This is a genomic window from Allobosea sp. BE125 (assembly GCF_031456075.1).
GTDB lineage: Bacteria > Pseudomonadota > Alphaproteobacteria > Rhizobiales > Beijerinckiaceae > Allobosea.
In genome coordinates this window covers 1-15166 of sequence record NZ_JAVDTY010000018.1, presented here as the reverse complement: position 1 = coordinate 15166, position 15166 = coordinate 1, and the positions used below count along the sequence as shown (strand labels likewise).

Genomic DNA, 15166 nt, shown 5'->3' with positions numbered 1-15166 from the left:
CATCCGGCCGGAAAGCCACTCCGATGAACCGTCTCGCGGACGCCGCCAGCCCCTATCTCCTGCAGCACAAGGACAATCCGGTTCACTGGTGGGAATGGCGCGAGGCCGCCTTCGCCGAGGCCAAGCGCAGCGGCCGGCCGGTTCTGCTCTCGGTCGGTTACGCCGCCTGCCATTGGTGCCATGTCATGGCGCATGAAAGTTTCGAGGATCCTGCAACCGCGGCGGTGATGAACGAGCTCTTCGTGAACATCAAGGTCGACCGCGAGGAAAGACCCGATATCGACCATGTCTATATGAGCGCGCTGCACAGCCTGGGCGAGCAGGGCGGTTGGCCGCTGACCATGTTCCTGACCGCCGATGGTGACCCGTTCTGGGGCGGCACCTATTTCCCGCCGGAAGCGCGCTATGGCCGGCCCTCCTTCACCGGCGTGCTGAAACAGCTCGCGGCGATCCACCGGCAGGATCCCGATCGCATCGCGCGCAACGCCGCCGCCATTCGCGCTGCCCTTACACAAGCCGATGCTTTCGCCAAAGCCGGGACAGGTGAGCCCGATCTCGATGCGCTGGTAGGTCAAATCGGCGGCGCCTTCGATCCGCGTCATGGCGGCCTGCGCGGCGCGCCGAAATTCCCCAATTCCGGCCTGATCGAAATGCTCTGGCGCCATGGTGCGCGCACCGGCTCTCCTGCAACGTTGGAGCCTGCCCGGAGGACATTGGAGCAGATGGCGCGCGGCGGCATCCATGACCATCTCGGCGGCGGCTTCGCCCGCTACTCCGTCGACGAGCGCTGGCTCGCCCCGCATTTCGAGAAGATGCTCTACGACAACGCCCAATTGCTCAACCTCTACGCTTTGGAGGCGGCCCGCAGCGGCGATCCGCTGATGAGGATGGCGACTGAGGGCATCGTCGCCTGGCTCGCACGCGACATGCTGCTGCCGGAGGGCGCTTTCGCCGCCAGTCTCGATGCCGATTCCGAAGGCGTCGAGGGCAAGTTCTATGTCTGGACCGCGCGCGAGCTCGAAACGCATCTCTCGGAGGAAGAGGCTCGCCTGCTCGCGCTCCATTACGACGTGACGCCCCACGGCAATTGGGAAGAGGTCACGATTCTCAATCGGCTGGAAACGCCGGATCCCGATCCTGAGACGGCAACCGTCCTGGCCGGTATCCGCGAGCGATTGCTGGCAATCCGGGCCAAGCGGATTCCCCCCGCCCGCGACGACAAGATCCTGGCCGACTGGAACGGCATGATGATCGCGGCGCTGACGCGGGCATCCGGCCCGCTCGGCCGCAAGGACTGGCTCGCCCTTGCCCGGCGCGCCTATCATTTCGTCGCCGAATCGATGGCCGATGGCGACGGGCTCGCCCATTCCTATCGCGAGGGCCGCCTGATCAAACCGGGCTTCGCGCTCGACCATGCCGCCATGGCGGATGCTGCGCTGGCGCTGCACGACGCGACATTCGAGCAGCACTACCTCGACGATGCCCGGCGTTGGAGCGCCCATTTGCAGCGGCACTACCTCAGCGACACCACGAATCTACTCGGTATGACTCTTATGGAAAACAAGGGCTTGCCGGTCATACCGCGCCCAACCCATGACGACGCCGTGCCCAACGCCAACGGGATTCACGCTACCAATCTGCTACGCTTGGCGATCAAGAGCGGTGATGTCGAAGATCGCGATCGCGCCGATGCGTTCCTCGGTGCCGCACTGGCCGCGGCCGAACGCGCACCCATGGCGCATGGCTCGATCCTGAACGCCTATGATCTGGCGCGGCATGGCGTGGAGATCGTGCTGGCGGGGTCGGAGCGGGCGGCACTGCACCAGGCGGCGCTCGCCCTACCCTATACGGTGACAACCCTGGTCGACTGCCCGGATGCCTCGAGCCTGCCGGCCGAGCATCCAGCTGCCGCGATGGCGCGCCAGGCTGGCACAGGAGCGGCCTTCATCTGCTTTTCCGGCCGCTGCCTGCCGCCCGTCACGGAGCCGAATCGATTGGCGCAGGCCGTCACTGACGGCCGATGAAACCGCACGACCTTTCCTGGAAGTCGACGTATCGCAAATCACCTCAGCACGGCCGCCTGATTTCAGCCTTGCCTTTGGCCCGCTAAGCCACGCCACTCCAAAAAGAAAAGGGCCGCTTGCGCGACCCTCCCCACATCCACCAGCTGAGCGGATACCTTCTCCTCCGAGGGGAAAATCAGGTGTTCATCGAGTCGAAGAAGTCGGCGTTCTGTTTGGTCTGGCGCAGCTTGTCCATCAGGAACTCGATCGCGTCCTGCGGGCCCATCGGGTTCAGGATGCGGCGCAGCACATAGGTCTTGGCCAGCACATCCTTGGGCGTGATGAGCTCTTCCTTGCGGGTGCCCGACTTGAGGATGTCGATCGCCGGGAAGATGCGCTTGTCGGCAACCTTGCGGTCGAGGATGACTTCCGAGTTGCCGGTGCCCTTGAACTCTTCGAAGATGACTTCGTCCATGCGGCTGCCCGTGTCGATCAGCGCGGTCGCGACGATGGTCAGCGAGCCGCCCTCTTCGATATTGCGCGCCGCACCGAAGAAGCGCTTGGGCCGCTGCAGGGCGTTGGCGTCGACACCGCCGGTCAGCACCTTGCCGGAGGAGGGCACCACGGTGTTGTAGGCACGGCCCAGACGCGTGATCGAATCAAGCAGGATGACGACGTCGCGGCCATGCTCGACCAGGCGCTTGGCCTTCTCGATCACCATCTCCGCGACCTGGACGTGACGCGAGGCCGGCTCGTCGAAGGTCGAGGACACGACTTCGCCCTTCACCGAGCGCTGCATGTCGGTGACTTCCTCGGGCCGCTCGTCGATCAGCAGCACGATCAGATAGCATTCCGGATGGTTGGTGGTGATCGACTGCGCGATGTTCTGCAGCAGCACGGTCTTGCCGGTGCGCGGCGGCGCCACGATCAGGGCGCGCTGGCCCTTGCCGATCGGCGAGACGATGTCGATGACGCGGGCCGAGAAATCCTTCTTCGTCGCGTCCGGCACTTCCATGCGCAGGCGCTCATCGGGATAAAGCGGCGTCAGATTGTCGAAATTGATCTTGTGCTTGATCCGCTCGGGATCCTCGAAATTGATCGTATTGACCTTGAGCAGCGCAAAATAGCGCTCGCCATCCTTGGGGCCGCGGATCGGGCCTTCAACCGTATCGCCGGTGCGCAAACCGAATTTGCGGATCTGCGTCGGCGAGACATAGATGTCGTCGGGACCGGGCAGGTAGTTCGAATCCGACGAGCGCAGGAAGCCGAAACCGTCAGGCAGAACCTCGACCACGCCCTCGCCGAGAATCTCGGTGTCCTTCGCCGCGAGCTGCTTCAGGATCGCGAACATCAGCTCCTGCTTGCGCATCGTGCTGGCGTTCTCGACCTCGAGCCCCTCGGAGAAGGTCAGAAGTTCGGTCGGCGATTTGACCTTGAGGTCTTGGAGCTTGATTTCCCGCATGGGGCACCCGGATCGTGAAAGCCCCTGCGAAACGAACAGGGGTCAGGAGGTAACGGAGAAAAACGTCAGGTCCAGGACGGACCAGCGTTGCGGTTGCGCGCCATGAGCGTCTGCGCAGGCAGCGGGCTCACGAACCATCGGCAACAGGGAATACGCCAAACGAGCGCAGGGGCTTGATAGCGGGATTCTCACGCGGGCTCAAGCGGGAAACGCAAGCCGTCGTCCCCCCAGCAAACAGCTCGCGCCGACGTGAAATTCAGAACGGCAAATCAGAACGGCTTGACGATGACGAGGATCACGATCAGCGCCATCAACACGGCCGGAACCTCGTTGATGATGCGATAGAACCGCGCGCTCTTGAGGTTGCGATCCTCGGCGAAGGCACGGACCCGTCCCACCAGATAGCCATGGATGCCCGACAGGATGAAGACCAGCAGGATCTTGCCGTGCAACCAGCCGCCCTTGAAGCCGAAGGCCGACCAGGCGAGGTAAAGGCCCAGGATCCAGGTCACGATCATCGAGGGCGTCATGATGCCCTTGAGCAGACGCCGCTCCATGATCTTGAAGGTCTCGGACTGGATCGACCCGGTCTGCGCTTCCGCGTGATAGACCATCAGCCGCGGCAAATAGAGCATGCTCGCCATCCAGGCGATCACCGCCATGACGTGAAATGCCTTGATCCATTCATACATCGCGATGGTCCTCCCTCAGGCCCTGACGGCGGCAATGAGCCGCTCGACATGCGCGATCGGGGTGTCGGGCAAAATGCCGTGACCCAGATTGAAAACGAAGGGCTTAGGCCCGAAGACCGATCTAATCGCGGCGACCTCGCGCTCCAGCTCCGGCCCTCCGGCACGCAGGATCAGTGGATCGAGATGGCCCTGGACAGGCACCAGTGATTGGATCGCGTCGCGCGCGAAACCGCGGTCGATATCGGTTTCAAGTCCAGCGGCATCGACGCCCGTCGCCTTGACATAGCCCGGAATCAGCGCGCCGGCTCCACGAGGAAACCCGATGATGCGGGTCTCGGGATGACGTGCCCGCACGCCCTCGACGATCCGCTTCGTCGGCGCAATGCACCAGCGCTCGAACTCTGCCGGCCCCAGCGATCCTGCCCAGCTGTCGAAAATCTGGACGGCATCGACCCCGCCTTCGATCTGGGCATTGAGATAGCCGACCGACGAGACGACGATCCGATCGACCAGGCGCTGGAAGAGATCCGGGTCGCGCTTGAACAGCTCTTTCGCCGGCCCCTGATCCGGAGTGCCTCGACCGGCCACCATATAGGTCGCCACGGTCCAGGGCGCGCCACAGAAGCCGATGAGAGCGGTCTCCCTGGGCAGAGCCGCTCTCACCCGGCGCACGGTCTCGATGATCGGCGCAAGCTTGTCCTGGTCGGCTTGCCCATCGATGGCGCGCAGGCGTTCCTCATCGGCAACCGGCTCGAGGCGCGGACCTTCGCCTTCGACGAACCAGAGGCTCTGTCCGAGCGCTTGCGGAACGACGAGAATGTCAGAGAACAGGATCGCGGCATCAAAGCCGAAGCGCCGGATCGGCTGCAAGGTGACCTCGGCAGCGAGCTCCGGGTTGTAGCAAAGCGCGAGGAAGCTTCCGGCCTTGGCGCGAAGCTCGCGATACTCCGGCAGATATCGGCCAGCCTGGCGCATCAGCCAGAGCGGGGGAGTGACCAGCGTCTCTCCATCAAGTGCCCGCAGGAAAACCGGTTTGCTATGCGTCGACATTCTCGGGTCCAGACCATCGCTCTCGATCTCTTCTAAATATGATTCTTGAGAGAGAATCTTCTTTTTTGACTCTTGGAGGCAGGCACAGGCTTAGCCGCAAAGCCATCCACAGCCGGTCCACAGCTCTTGGACTGTCGAGGCCCGAATGCGGCAATGGCGATCGAGGTCGTTAAGGCTTTCTTAACCAATTGGAATCGGGGTCGGGCTTCCGGCCTCGAAAATGATTCACGTGAAACATCGCTGAACCTGACCACAGCCCTTTGCCTGTTGATCGAAACGGGGGGTTATACACGCCGCTTTCCGGAGGCCTCCGGGACGCTCGGTTGTCCACACTCATCCCCCGCCCCTTGAATGAGCTCGCCCTGCCGACAGCCTCCCAGTCCAATTTGCTTTGTTCGCTCAGCGCGCTAGAGGTGGCTCTGTTCGCTAATCCGGGAGCCGACGTGGCCCGCAATTATTTTCACCTCCATCTCGTCTCGGACGCGACCGGCGAGACGCTGATCGCAGTCAGCCGCGCCGCCGCCGCGCAATACGAGACCGTCTCGGCGATCGAGCATGTCTACCCGCTCGTCCGCTCCGAGGCGCAGCTCGCCCGCGTGCTGGCAGAGATCGAGGCCTCGCCCGGCGTCGTGCTTTACACCCTGGTCGAACCGGAATGGTCGGCGAGGCTCGAGGCGTTTTGTCGCGATCTCGGCTGCCCCTGCCTATCGGTGCTCAACCCGGTGCTGTCGCTGTTCCAGTCCTATCTTGGCCAGGCGTCGGCACCGAGGCCTGGCGCCCAGCACGTCCTCAACGCGGAATATTTCCGCCGTATCGACGCGATGAACTACACGCTGCTGCATGATGACGGGCAGCTCGGCGGCGATCTCGAAAGCGCCGATATCATCCTGGTCGGCATCAGCCGGACCTCGAAAACCCCGACCTCGATCTATCTCGCCAATCGCGGCATCAAGACCGCCAACATCCCGCTGGTGCCGAATGTGCCGTTGCCGCCAGAACTCGAAGCCCTGAAGAAGCCGCTGGTCGTCGGCCTCGTCGCCAGCGCCGATCGCATCGTCCAGATCAGGCAGAACCGCCTGCTCTCGCTCAAGGCCGATGACGAGACGCCCTATGTCGATCCAGCCATGGTCGCCGATGAGGTCGCGCAATCACGCCGGCTTTGCGCCCGCAAGGGCTGGCCGGTGATCGACGTCACCCGCCGCTCGATCGAGGAGACGGCGGCTGCGATCCTCGATCTCCTGCGCGACCACCGCATGAAGTTCATCGCGACATGACGAGCGCAGCAGCGCTCTGGCTGGGTTCCGCTCCGCTTGTGCTGGCCTCGGGCAGCACGACACGGCGCGACATGTTGCTCGCGGCTGGAATTCCGGTCGAGGTGATCAAACCCGATATCGATGAGCGTGCCGTCGAAGCGTCCCTGCTGCAACGGGGTCTGCCGGGCGAGGACGCGGCTCCCGAGCTTGCGCGCGCCAAGGCCTTGGCAGTCTCACGCGCTCATGCCCAACACATCGTGCTCGGCGCCGATCAGACATTGATCTGTGAGGGTGTCAGTCATCACAAGCCCGCTGACGCCGCCGCGGCCCGTGCCCAGATCGCCGTGCTGTCGGGCCGGACGCACCAGCTGCGCTCGGCCTTCGTCCTGGCGCAAGCCGGCGAGGTGATCGCGCAGGGCGCCCAGACCGCCGATTTGACCATGCGCAATCTAAGCCCGGATTTCATCGCGGCCTATGTCGATGCGATGGGCCCGTCCGCTTTCGCCAGCGTCGGCGGTTACCAGATCGAAGGGCTTGGCGCCCAGCTCTTCGACACAGTCGAAGGCGACCATTTCACCATTCTCGGCTTGCCGCTCCTTGCCGTCCTCACCGCCTTGCGCGGTCACGGTCTGCTCGCGCACTGATCCCTCGGACCGCTATCCACCATGACTCTTCGCTGCTTCGTCATCGGCCATCCGATCGCCCATTCGAGATCGCCGCTGATTCACGGAACCTGGCTCGAGCAGCACGGGCTCGACGGTTCCTATGAGCGCATCGATGTCGCGCCGTCGGATCTGCCGGGCTTCGTCGCGCGCATCCGGGCCGGCGAGTTCACTGGCGGCAATGTCACCGTCCCGCATAAGGAAGCGATGCTGCCTTTGCTCGACGAGGTCAGCGAAGCGGCGCGCGCCATCGGTGCGGTCAATACGATCTGGCGCGAGAACGGACGGCTTTACGGCGACAACACCGACGCTGCCGGTTTCCTCGGTCATCTCGATGCGACGACGCCGGGCTGGCAGGATGGGATTCGCACAGCGCTGCTGATCGGAGCGGGGGGTGCGGCGCGCGCCATCGCCTATGCGCTGAAGAGCCGTGGCATGGCGCGCATCATCCTGGCCAATCGTGGGCGGGAGCGGGCCCATGAGCTTGCCCGGGTTCTCGGCGCGCCGCTGCAGGCGCGCGATTGGGACGAGCGCGATGCATTGGTCGGAGAGGCGGATCTCATCGTCAACACGACCTCGCTCGGCATGAAGGGCCAGCCGCCGCTCGCTCTCGATCTGGCGCACCTGCGCTCCGGCACGATCGTCGACGACATCGTTTATGTCCCGCTGAAGACCGCGCTGTTGACGCAGGCCGAGGCGCGCGGCGGCGTCATCGTCGATGGCCTCGGCATGTTGCTGCACCAGGCCGTACCCGGATTCGCGCGCTGGTTCGGGGTGGTACCGTCGGTAACGCCGGCCCTGCGCGCAAGGCTCGAAAGGGATATCCTGGGGGCCTGATTCGGCGGGACCCAATGGCCACCCCATGACTTTCATCCCATGACCTTCATCCTCGGACTCACCGGCTCGATCGGGATGGGAAAGTCGACGACCGCGGCCTTCTTCCGCGCTTGCGGCGTGCCGGTGCATGATGCCGATGCCAGTGTCCATGCGCTCTATCGCGGCCGGGCCGCGCCATTGATCGGCGCGGCCTTTCCCGGTGTCGTCCGTGACGGCGTGGTCGATCGCGCGCGTCTCTCAGTGGCGGTGGTCGGACAGGCGGAGGCGCTGAAGCGTTTGGAGGGCATCATCCATCCGCTCGTTCGCGAGGAGGAGGAGGCCTTCCTCGGGAATAGCCGCAAGGCAGGCGCGGGGCTTGTCGTGCTCGACATTCCGCTGTTGCTGGAGACCGGCGGGCAGGGGCGTTGCGACGCCGTGCTCGTCGTCACCGCCCCGGCCGAGATCCAGCGCGCCCGCGTCCTGGCGCGCCCGGAGATGACGGAGGAGAAGTTCGCCGCCATCCTCGCCCGCCAGATGCCGGATGCGCAGAAGCGGCGCCACGCCCATTTCCTTGTGGACACGGGCGGCGGTCTGCTGGCCGCGCAGCGGCAGGTGAGTTCTATCCTGAGCGTCCTCGCCGGCCGGCCCGGCCGCAGGCTTCCAGTGGAGAGCGCCGCTCATGCGTGAAATCGTCCTCGATACCGAGACGACCGGCGTTGAAGCCAATAACGGCGACCGCATCGTCGAAATCGGTTGCGTCGAGCTGGTCAATCACTGCCCGAGCGGACGCAATTTTCACGTCTACATCAATCCCGAACGCTCGATGCCGGACGGCGCCTTCAAGGTCCACGGCCTCTCCGAAGCCTTCCTCTCCGACAAGCCGCTCTTTGCGGCGATCGCCGATGACTTCATCGAGTTCATCGGCGATGCGCGGCTCGTGATCCACAACGCTGCCTTCGATATCGGCTTCCTCAATATGGAGCTGAAGCGGCTCAGCTACGGCCCGATCGAACAGCACCGCGTCGTCGACACCCTGGCCATGGCGCGCCGGAAGCATCCCGGTGCCTCCAACAGCCTGGACGCGCTCTGCTCGCGTTACGGCATCGACAACACCAGGCGCACCAAGCACGGCGCGCTGCTCGACTCCGAAATCCTGGCCGAGGTCTATATCGAGCTGATCGGCGGCAAGCAGACTTCGCTTGGCCTGGGCGTCGCAATGGCGGGTGACAGTGGCGGGCTCGGCGGCGCAGCGATCGAGCGCCCGCAACGCCAGCGGCCTCTCGCCTCCCGCCTCGACGACGCAACCATCGCCGCTCACGAGACCTTTATCCGCACGCTCAAGACACCGCTCTGGAGCGGCTATCTCGGCCTGACCGACGAGGCCTGAATCGATTCGCGTCCAGTCGCCATTGCGAGCCTAAGCGAAGCAATCCAGCGTCTCGCCTAGGCCCCTGGATTGCTTCGTCGCTTCGCTTCTCGCAATGACGGAGAGCGACTGTTCAGCTCTTCGTCTTGCGCCGCGACAGCATGTTCAGCCCCTCGATCGCAGCCGAGAAGGCCATGGCGGCGTAGATGTAGCCCTTGGGCACATGCGCGCCAAAACCCTCGCCGATCAGCGTGCCGCCGATCATCAGCAGGAAGCCGAGCGCCAGCATCACGATGGTCGGGTTGCGCTCGATGAAGCTCGCCAGCGGGTCGGCCGCGAGCAGCATCACCAGCACCGCGAAGACGACGGCGATCACCATCACCGGGATATGCTCGGTCATGCCGACGGCGGTGATGATGCTGTCGATGGAGAAGACGAGATCGAGCAGCAGGATCTGGACGATGACGCCACCGAAGGTGACGGCCGCCGCCTTGCCGCCGTCGAAGACGTCCGGCCCATGGTCGGCATCGACCTTGTGATGGATTTCCTTCGTCGCCTTCCAGACCAGGAAGAGGCCACCGGCGATCAGGATGAGATCGCGCCAGGAGAAGGCCTTGCCGAGCACCGAGAAGACCGGCGCGGTCAATTGCACGATGATGGCGACGGTCGAGAGCAGGCCGAGCCGCAGGATCAGCGCCAGCCCGATGCCGATCTTGCGGCCGCGCGCGCGCTGCTCCTCCGGCAGCTTGTTGGTCAGGATCGAAATGAAGATCAGGTTGTCGATGCCCAGGACGACTTCCATGGCGATCAATGCCCCGAGTGCGGCCCACACCGTGGGGTCGGCGGCAAGCGTCATCAGATAGTCCATCCCGGCTCCTTCATGTCGCGAAACGGCGGGCGCCCGAATGAGCGTCCGCCGTCGACTGCTCCGCGAGATGGAAATTCCCCCGGCCGACCGCAAGGGGGGAGCGGGCCGCACCGCCAACGAAAAAGGGCCCGTGAGGGCCCTTTCCGTGACAATTCATGCTGCCGGCAAGTCCAGCCCGAGGTTCAGGCGTTCGGCGCGCCCTGGGCCTGGAGCTCCTGCACGCGCTGCTGGAACAGGGCCGCGAAATCGATCGGCGGCACATAGAAGGGTGGGAAGCCGCCGTTCTGGACCGCCTCGGCGATGATCTGCCGGGCGAAGGGGAAGAGCAGGCGGGCGCAGTCGATCACCAGCACAGGGTGGATGTGCTCCTGCGGCACGTTCTGGATGCGGAACACGCCGCCATAGCTGAGATCGAAGGCAAACAGCGTCTCGCCGCCGAGCTCGGCCTTGCCCTCGAGCTGCAGCACGGTCTCGTAATCGTCCTCGCCGAGCGGCGCGGTCGAGACGTTGACCTGCAGCGACATCTGCGGTCCCTGCTGCGTCTGCTGGCTGAGCGAGCGCGGCGCCTTGGGATTCTCGAAGGAGAAGTCCTTGGTGTACTGGATCAGGGCGCTCATGCTCGGAGCTGCCTCGGGGGCTTGCGCGCCGTTGCCGTTGGGAATGTCGTTGGCCATCGGTCCCATCATGATCTGAAGGCTGACTTAAGGAAATCCCGGGCCGGTTTAAGACGTTCGGGACTGCGCGCCGTCCTGCGGTGCAATGCGGGCGTCGGCTATCATGGACGCCACCCTGGCACAAGAAGCCGCCTTCACAAGTTCAGGGGTGGATGTTACGAGCCTTGATCACCATATCAAGCTTCACGGCCGAAAACCTTTAGGGGACAGGCCGATGCAAGGTGGCCACTGGAGCTTCGGATCAGGTTTCGATGCAAAATTCCTTCGACATGACGACGATTATTTTCCTGGCTCTGGCCGTTTTCGTCGCCTGGAAGCTGCGCTCGGTTCTGGGTCAGAAAACCGGTCAGGAACAGCCGCCGACCGATCCCTTCGCGCGTCGCGAGGGAGCGCCGGTGCGGCCCGACCAGGCTCCCCCGGCCGACAGCAAGCGTGACAACGTCATCCGCTTGCCCGGCGCAGCCAATGATCCCGCGGTGAGCCCGGCTCCCGCCGCCGACCGCTGGAAGGATATCGCGCCGGCGGATTCAGCTATCGTTGCCGGCATCGAGGCGATCATCCGGCAGGAGCCGGGCTTCGATCCGCGCGCCTTCATCGGAGGCGCCAAGGCGGCCTATGAGACCATCGTCACCGCCTTCGCGCGGGGTGACCGCAAGGTGCTGAAAGGCCTCCTTGCCAAGGAGGTCTATGAGGGCTTCGAGCAGGCGATCACGGATCGTGAGAAGCGCGGCGAAAAGGCGGAATCCTCCTTCGTCTCGATCGACAAGGCCGAGATCACCGCCGTCGACGTCAAGGGCAAGAACGGCCAGGTCACGTTGGCCTTCGTCTCGCAATTGATCAGTGTCACGCGCGATGCTCAAGGCGCGGTTGTCGACGGCAGCGCCGAAGCGGTCTCCGAGGTCAACGACATCTGGACTTTCGCGCGCCAGCTCGGCAGCCGCGACCCCAACTGGCTCTTGGTCGCCACCGAATCCGCCGCGTGATCCGTGGCGCCGTTGCTGCGCTGGCGCTTGGCCTCGTGGCTTGCGGTGCGACCATGAGCGCAGCGCTCGCCCAAGCCCCGCCGCTGCCGCCCGGCGCGCGGGTCGAGGCGGTTGCCGTCGCCGCCATTCCGGGATGGGCCAAGGACGATCATCGCATTGCCCTGGACATCTTCGCACGCGGTTGCATGACGGACCCGCCGCTGCGAGCGTCTGTGCCGACCCCCGAAGTGCTGGACTTCATCTGCACCCGCGCCCGTCTTCTGACGAAGAAGGCCCGACCCGACCGCGAGACGGCGCGTCGGTTTTTCGAGCAGAATTTCTCGTTCTGGCGAATTCGCCCCGCGGCTGCCGAGACCGGCTTCATGACCGGCTATTTCGAGCCCGAATTCGAGGGCTCGCTCACGCGCTCCGCAGCTTTCCCGACGCCGCTCTATGGCCGCCCGGCCGATCTGGTGACCCGCCAGCCCGGCGATGACTGGCCGGGCATCGAAGCAGGGCTTTCGGCCGCGCGCCGTACGGCGCGGGGACTCGTGCCCTTCCCCGATCGCGCCGCGATCGAGGCCGGCGCGCTCGATGGCGAGAGGCTCGAAATCCTCTGGATGCGTGATCCGGTCGATCGCTTCGTGCTGCAGGTCCAGGGCTCCGGCCGGATCCGTCTGCCCGATGGCCGGGTGACACGACTGGTCTATTCCGGCCGCAACGGCCACGCCTATACCTCGCTCGGCCGGGCGCTGAGCGAGCGCGAGAACATCCCGCCCGCAGAGATGACGATGGACCGGCTGATCGCGCGATTGAAGGCCGATGCCGGCTTCGCCCGCGATCTGATCGCGCTCAACCGTTCCTTCGTCTTCTTTGCGCGCCGGGACGATCTGCCGCCGGACTCCGGACCGATCGGTGGAGCCGGCTTACCCTTGACGCCTTTGCGCAGCATCGCGATCGACCGCACGGTCTGGCCTTATGGCCTGCCCGCTTGGATCGACGCCACGATCCCCGATGGGCAAGGCGGCAGCGAACGGCTTTCGAGGTTGATGATCGCGCAGGATACCGGCTCGGCGATCCTCGGGCCGGCGCGGGTCGACCTCTTCGTCGGTTCGGGCGCGGTGGCCGGACATCGAGCGGGGCTGATCCGTCACAATTTCGATTTCACCGTGCTCTGGCCGCGCGATCCGAGGCCCTGACGATGCGGTCGCGACGGGGCAAGACATTGTCGCCGGCCGATATCGCGCTCTGGCGCGAGGTCGCGCGCTCGGTGACTCCGCTTCCCGGCCGCAAGCCGGTCGAGCCCGAGCAGCCGGAGCCGGCTGCGCCCGCCGCCGTCATGGCCGAGGCTGTCATTCTCGTGGTGGCTGCGAAGCCGGCCCAATCCAAACCTGCGCCACCGCCATTGGCGCCGCTCGAACGCCGCCTGCGCACGCAATTGCGGCGCGGCCAGCAGGGCGTCGAGGCGGTGATCGATCTGCACGGCATGCGCCAGGACGAAGCACATCTGGCATTGCGCGCCTTTCTGCGGCGCGAACAGGCGCGCGGCTGCAAGCTCGCGCTGGTCGTCACCGGCAAGGGCGCGGCGGGAGACAGCCTGTTCGGCGAGGAGCGCGGGGTGCTGCGCCGCATGGTGCCGCATTGGCTGCGTCTGCCCGATCTGCGTCCGCTGGTCGTCGGCTTCGAGGAGGCCGAGCAGCGCCATGGCGGAGCGGGAGCGCTCTATATACGCCTGCGCCGCCAGCGCGAGATCGGGCCATGACCCCCTTCGGCCAGAGAGTGCGGGCCCTGCGCGCGGCCCGTGGCGTCACCTTGGCGCAAATGGCGGGCTCGCTCGGGGTCACGCCGGCCTATCTCTCGGCGCTGGAGCACGGCAAGCGCGGTCGGCCGACCTTCACGCTGATCCAGGGCGTCATCCATGTGCTGGGCGTGATCTGGGACGAGGCGGATGAATTGGTGCGCCTCGCCGATCTCTCGCATCCGCGTGTCACTGTCGATACGGCCGGCCTCGATGCCGAGGCGACGCTGCTCGCCAACCGCCTCGCCCGCGAGATCGCGGTCCTGGAGCGTGACGAGCTCAAGCGTCTTGCGGATATCCTCGACGAAGCCGCGATTCGCCGCACTGCTGCGCCGGATTGAGCCCGGCTTGCTTGACCCGAAGCCCGGCGGATGCAACACGCGCCGCCAACCTCTCCTTAAGATCAGCATCCGGACCTGTTCATGAGCAATTCGCGCACCGACGTCCTCGCCCTCGGCAATGCCATCGTCGACGTCATCGCTTCCGCCGAGGAGGACTTCCTGGCCAAGCACGATCTCGCCAAGGGCGCGATGATGCTGATCGACGAGGCCCGCGCCGAGGCGCTCTACGCCGCCATGGGCCCGGGCAAGGTCATTTCCGGCGGCTCGGCCGCCAACACCATCGCCGGCCTCGCCTCCTTCGGCGGCAAGGGCGCCTTCATCGGCAAGGTCAAGGCCGACGAGCTCGGCAAGCTCTACCGGCATGACCTGACCTCGCTCGGCGTGTCCTTCGACACGGCCTTCGCGACGGAAGGCCCCGCGACCGCGCGCTCCTTCATCATCGTCACGCCCGATGGCGAGCGCACGATGAACACCTATCTCGGCGCCTGCCAGGGGCTCACTGTCGGCGATGTCGATGCCAAGGCGGTCGAGAGCGCCGACATCATCTATCTCGAAGGCTATCTCTGGGACCCGCCGGCCGCCAAGGAGGCCTTCCGCAAGGCTTCCGAGATCGCCCACAAGGCGGGCGGGCGCGTCGCCATCACCTTGTCGGATTCCTTCTGCGTCGATCGCTATCGCGACGAGTTCCTCGGCCTGATCCGCAATCGCATGGTCGACATCGTCTTCGCCAATGAGCACGAGCTGAAGAGCCTCTACCAGACCGCTGATTTCGATACGGCGCTGGCGGCGTTGCGGGCCGAGAACATCCTCGCCGCCGTGACCCGCTCGGAGAAGGGCGCTCTGGCCGTGACGCCGGACGGCATCGTCGTCGAGCCGGTCTTCCCCGTCGAGCGCATCGTCGACAGCACCGGCGCAGGCGATCTCTTCGCTGCCGGCTTCCTCTTCGGCCTGACCTCTGGCCGCGAGGTGCGCGACGCTCTGCGCCTGGGCGCGCTTGCCGCCGCCGAGGTCATCAGCCATGTCGGCGCAAGGCCGGATGTGAACCTGAAGGTGCTGGCAGGGAACGAAGGGCTGCTGTGAAGCGCGGCGCGCAGTGAGTCGAGCGCGGGGAACCCTCTCCCGTAGGAGACCTTTGCATAACCGGCAGTGTCGTGATTCCCTTTGGATAAAGGGGATTGATCGCGATGCACCGGGTTTCAGGGCAGCCGAGTTTTCTGGA

General features: G+C 65.2%; 16 protein-coding genes. 11 read left to right on the top strand and 5 right to left on the bottom strand.

Annotated elements, in window-relative coordinates; translation table 11 throughout:
* Positions 1–23 precede the first annotated feature (23 nt).
* Entirely contained in the window at positions 24–2024 is a 2001-nt protein-coding gene (locus J2Y55_RS28480; protein WP_310160053.1) for a thioredoxin domain-containing protein, read from the top strand.
* A gap of 175 nt (positions 2025–2199) precedes the next feature.
* On the opposite strand, the gene rho is transcribed toward J2Y55_RS28480, so the two are convergent.
* The 3 genes from rho to hemE all read right to left on the bottom strand — a co-directional run bounded on the left by rho (position 2200) and on the right by hemE (position 5207).
* Positions 2200–3465 carry a transcription termination factor Rho gene (rho, locus tag J2Y55_RS28475; RefSeq protein ID WP_069689081.1) on the bottom strand — a complete coding sequence of 422 codons (1266 nt, stop codon included), beginning with the start codon at positions 3463–3465 and terminating at the stop codon, positions 2200–2202.
* A gap of 269 nt (positions 3466–3734) precedes the next feature.
* Positions 3735–4163, bottom strand: a complete 429-nt coding sequence (hemJ, locus tag J2Y55_RS28470) for a protoporphyrinogen oxidase HemJ (protein ID WP_404979063.1) — start codon at positions 4161–4163, stop codon at positions 3735–3737.
* A gap of 9 nt (positions 4164–4172) precedes the next feature.
* Positions 4173–5207 (bottom strand): uroporphyrinogen decarboxylase, encoded by a 1035-nt coding sequence (hemE, locus tag J2Y55_RS28465; RefSeq protein ID WP_310160047.1) that lies wholly within the window; start codon positions 5205–5207, stop codon positions 4173–4175.
* 443 nt (positions 5208–5650) lie between these two features.
* Between hemE and J2Y55_RS28460 the strand changes: the two genes are divergently transcribed.
* Genes J2Y55_RS28460 through dnaQ form a run of 5 tightly spaced genes read left to right on the top strand, consistent with a single transcriptional unit; the run spans position 5651 to position 9325 of the window.
* Positions 5651–6481: a pyruvate, water dikinase regulatory protein gene (locus tag J2Y55_RS28460; RefSeq protein WP_310160045.1), complete on the top strand. Its 831-nt coding sequence runs from the start codon at positions 5651–5653 to the stop codon at positions 6479–6481.
* On the top strand, positions 6478–7104 hold the full coding sequence (locus J2Y55_RS28455; RefSeq protein ID WP_310160042.1) for a Maf family protein: 627 nt from the start codon (positions 6478–6480) through the stop codon (positions 7102–7104). Before J2Y55_RS28460 ends, J2Y55_RS28455 begins: the two co-directional genes overlap by 4 nt.
* A 21-nt stretch (positions 7105–7125) precedes the next feature.
* On the top strand, positions 7126–7959 hold the full coding sequence (locus tag J2Y55_RS28450) for a shikimate dehydrogenase (RefSeq protein ID WP_310160040.1): 834 nt from the start codon (positions 7126–7128) through the stop codon (positions 7957–7959).
* Positions 7960–7998: 39 nt separating this feature from the next.
* A complete protein-coding gene (gene coaE / locus J2Y55_RS28445) occupies positions 7999–8625 on the top strand; it encodes a dephospho-CoA kinase (protein WP_310160038.1) in 627 nt (208 codons plus the stop codon).
* A complete protein-coding gene (gene dnaQ, locus J2Y55_RS28440; protein ID WP_310160037.1) occupies positions 8618–9325 on the top strand; it encodes a DNA polymerase III subunit epsilon in 708 nt (235 codons plus the stop codon). The genes coaE and dnaQ overlap by 8 nt, the downstream gene beginning before the upstream one ends.
* 112 nt (positions 9326–9437) lie before the next feature.
* On the opposite strand, the gene J2Y55_RS28435 is transcribed toward dnaQ, so the two are convergent.
* Positions 9438–10172: a TerC family protein gene (locus tag J2Y55_RS28435; RefSeq protein ID WP_310160034.1), complete on the bottom strand. Its 735-nt coding sequence runs from the start codon at positions 10170–10172 to the stop codon at positions 9438–9440.
* Between the two features lie 182 nt (positions 10173–10354).
* The gene (gene secB / locus J2Y55_RS28430; protein ID WP_404979062.1) at positions 10355–10834 is read right to left on the bottom strand and encodes a protein-export chaperone SecB; all 480 of its coding nucleotides are present in this window, start codon (positions 10832–10834) and stop codon (positions 10355–10357) included.
* Positions 10835–11097: 263 nt separating this feature from the next.
* On the opposite strand from secB, the gene J2Y55_RS28425 reads away from it, so the two are divergent.
* From J2Y55_RS28425 to J2Y55_RS28405, 5 genes are all read left to right on the top strand, one after another.
* Entirely contained in the window at positions 11098–11829 is a 732-nt protein-coding gene (locus J2Y55_RS28425; RefSeq protein ID WP_310160030.1) for a Tim44/TimA family putative adaptor protein, read from the top strand.
* Entirely contained in the window at positions 11826–13007 is a 1182-nt protein-coding gene (gene mltA, locus J2Y55_RS28420) for a murein transglycosylase A (protein WP_310160029.1), read from the top strand. Before J2Y55_RS28425 ends, mltA begins: the two co-directional genes overlap by 4 nt.
* Positions 13008–13009: 2 nt before the next feature.
* Entirely contained in the window at positions 13010–13570 is a 561-nt protein-coding gene (locus J2Y55_RS28415; RefSeq protein ID WP_310160027.1) for a Smr/MutS family protein, read from the top strand.
* Positions 13567–13947, top strand: a complete 381-nt coding sequence (locus J2Y55_RS28410) for a helix-turn-helix domain-containing protein (protein ID WP_310160025.1) — start codon at positions 13567–13569, stop codon at positions 13945–13947. The genes J2Y55_RS28415 and J2Y55_RS28410 overlap by 4 nt, the downstream gene beginning before the upstream one ends.
* Before the next feature lie 81 nt (positions 13948–14028).
* The gene (locus tag J2Y55_RS28405; protein WP_310160023.1) at positions 14029–15027 is read left to right on the top strand and encodes an adenosine kinase; all 999 of its coding nucleotides are present in this window, start codon (positions 14029–14031) and stop codon (positions 15025–15027) included.
* The last annotated feature ends 139 nt before the right edge of the window (positions 15028–15166 follow it).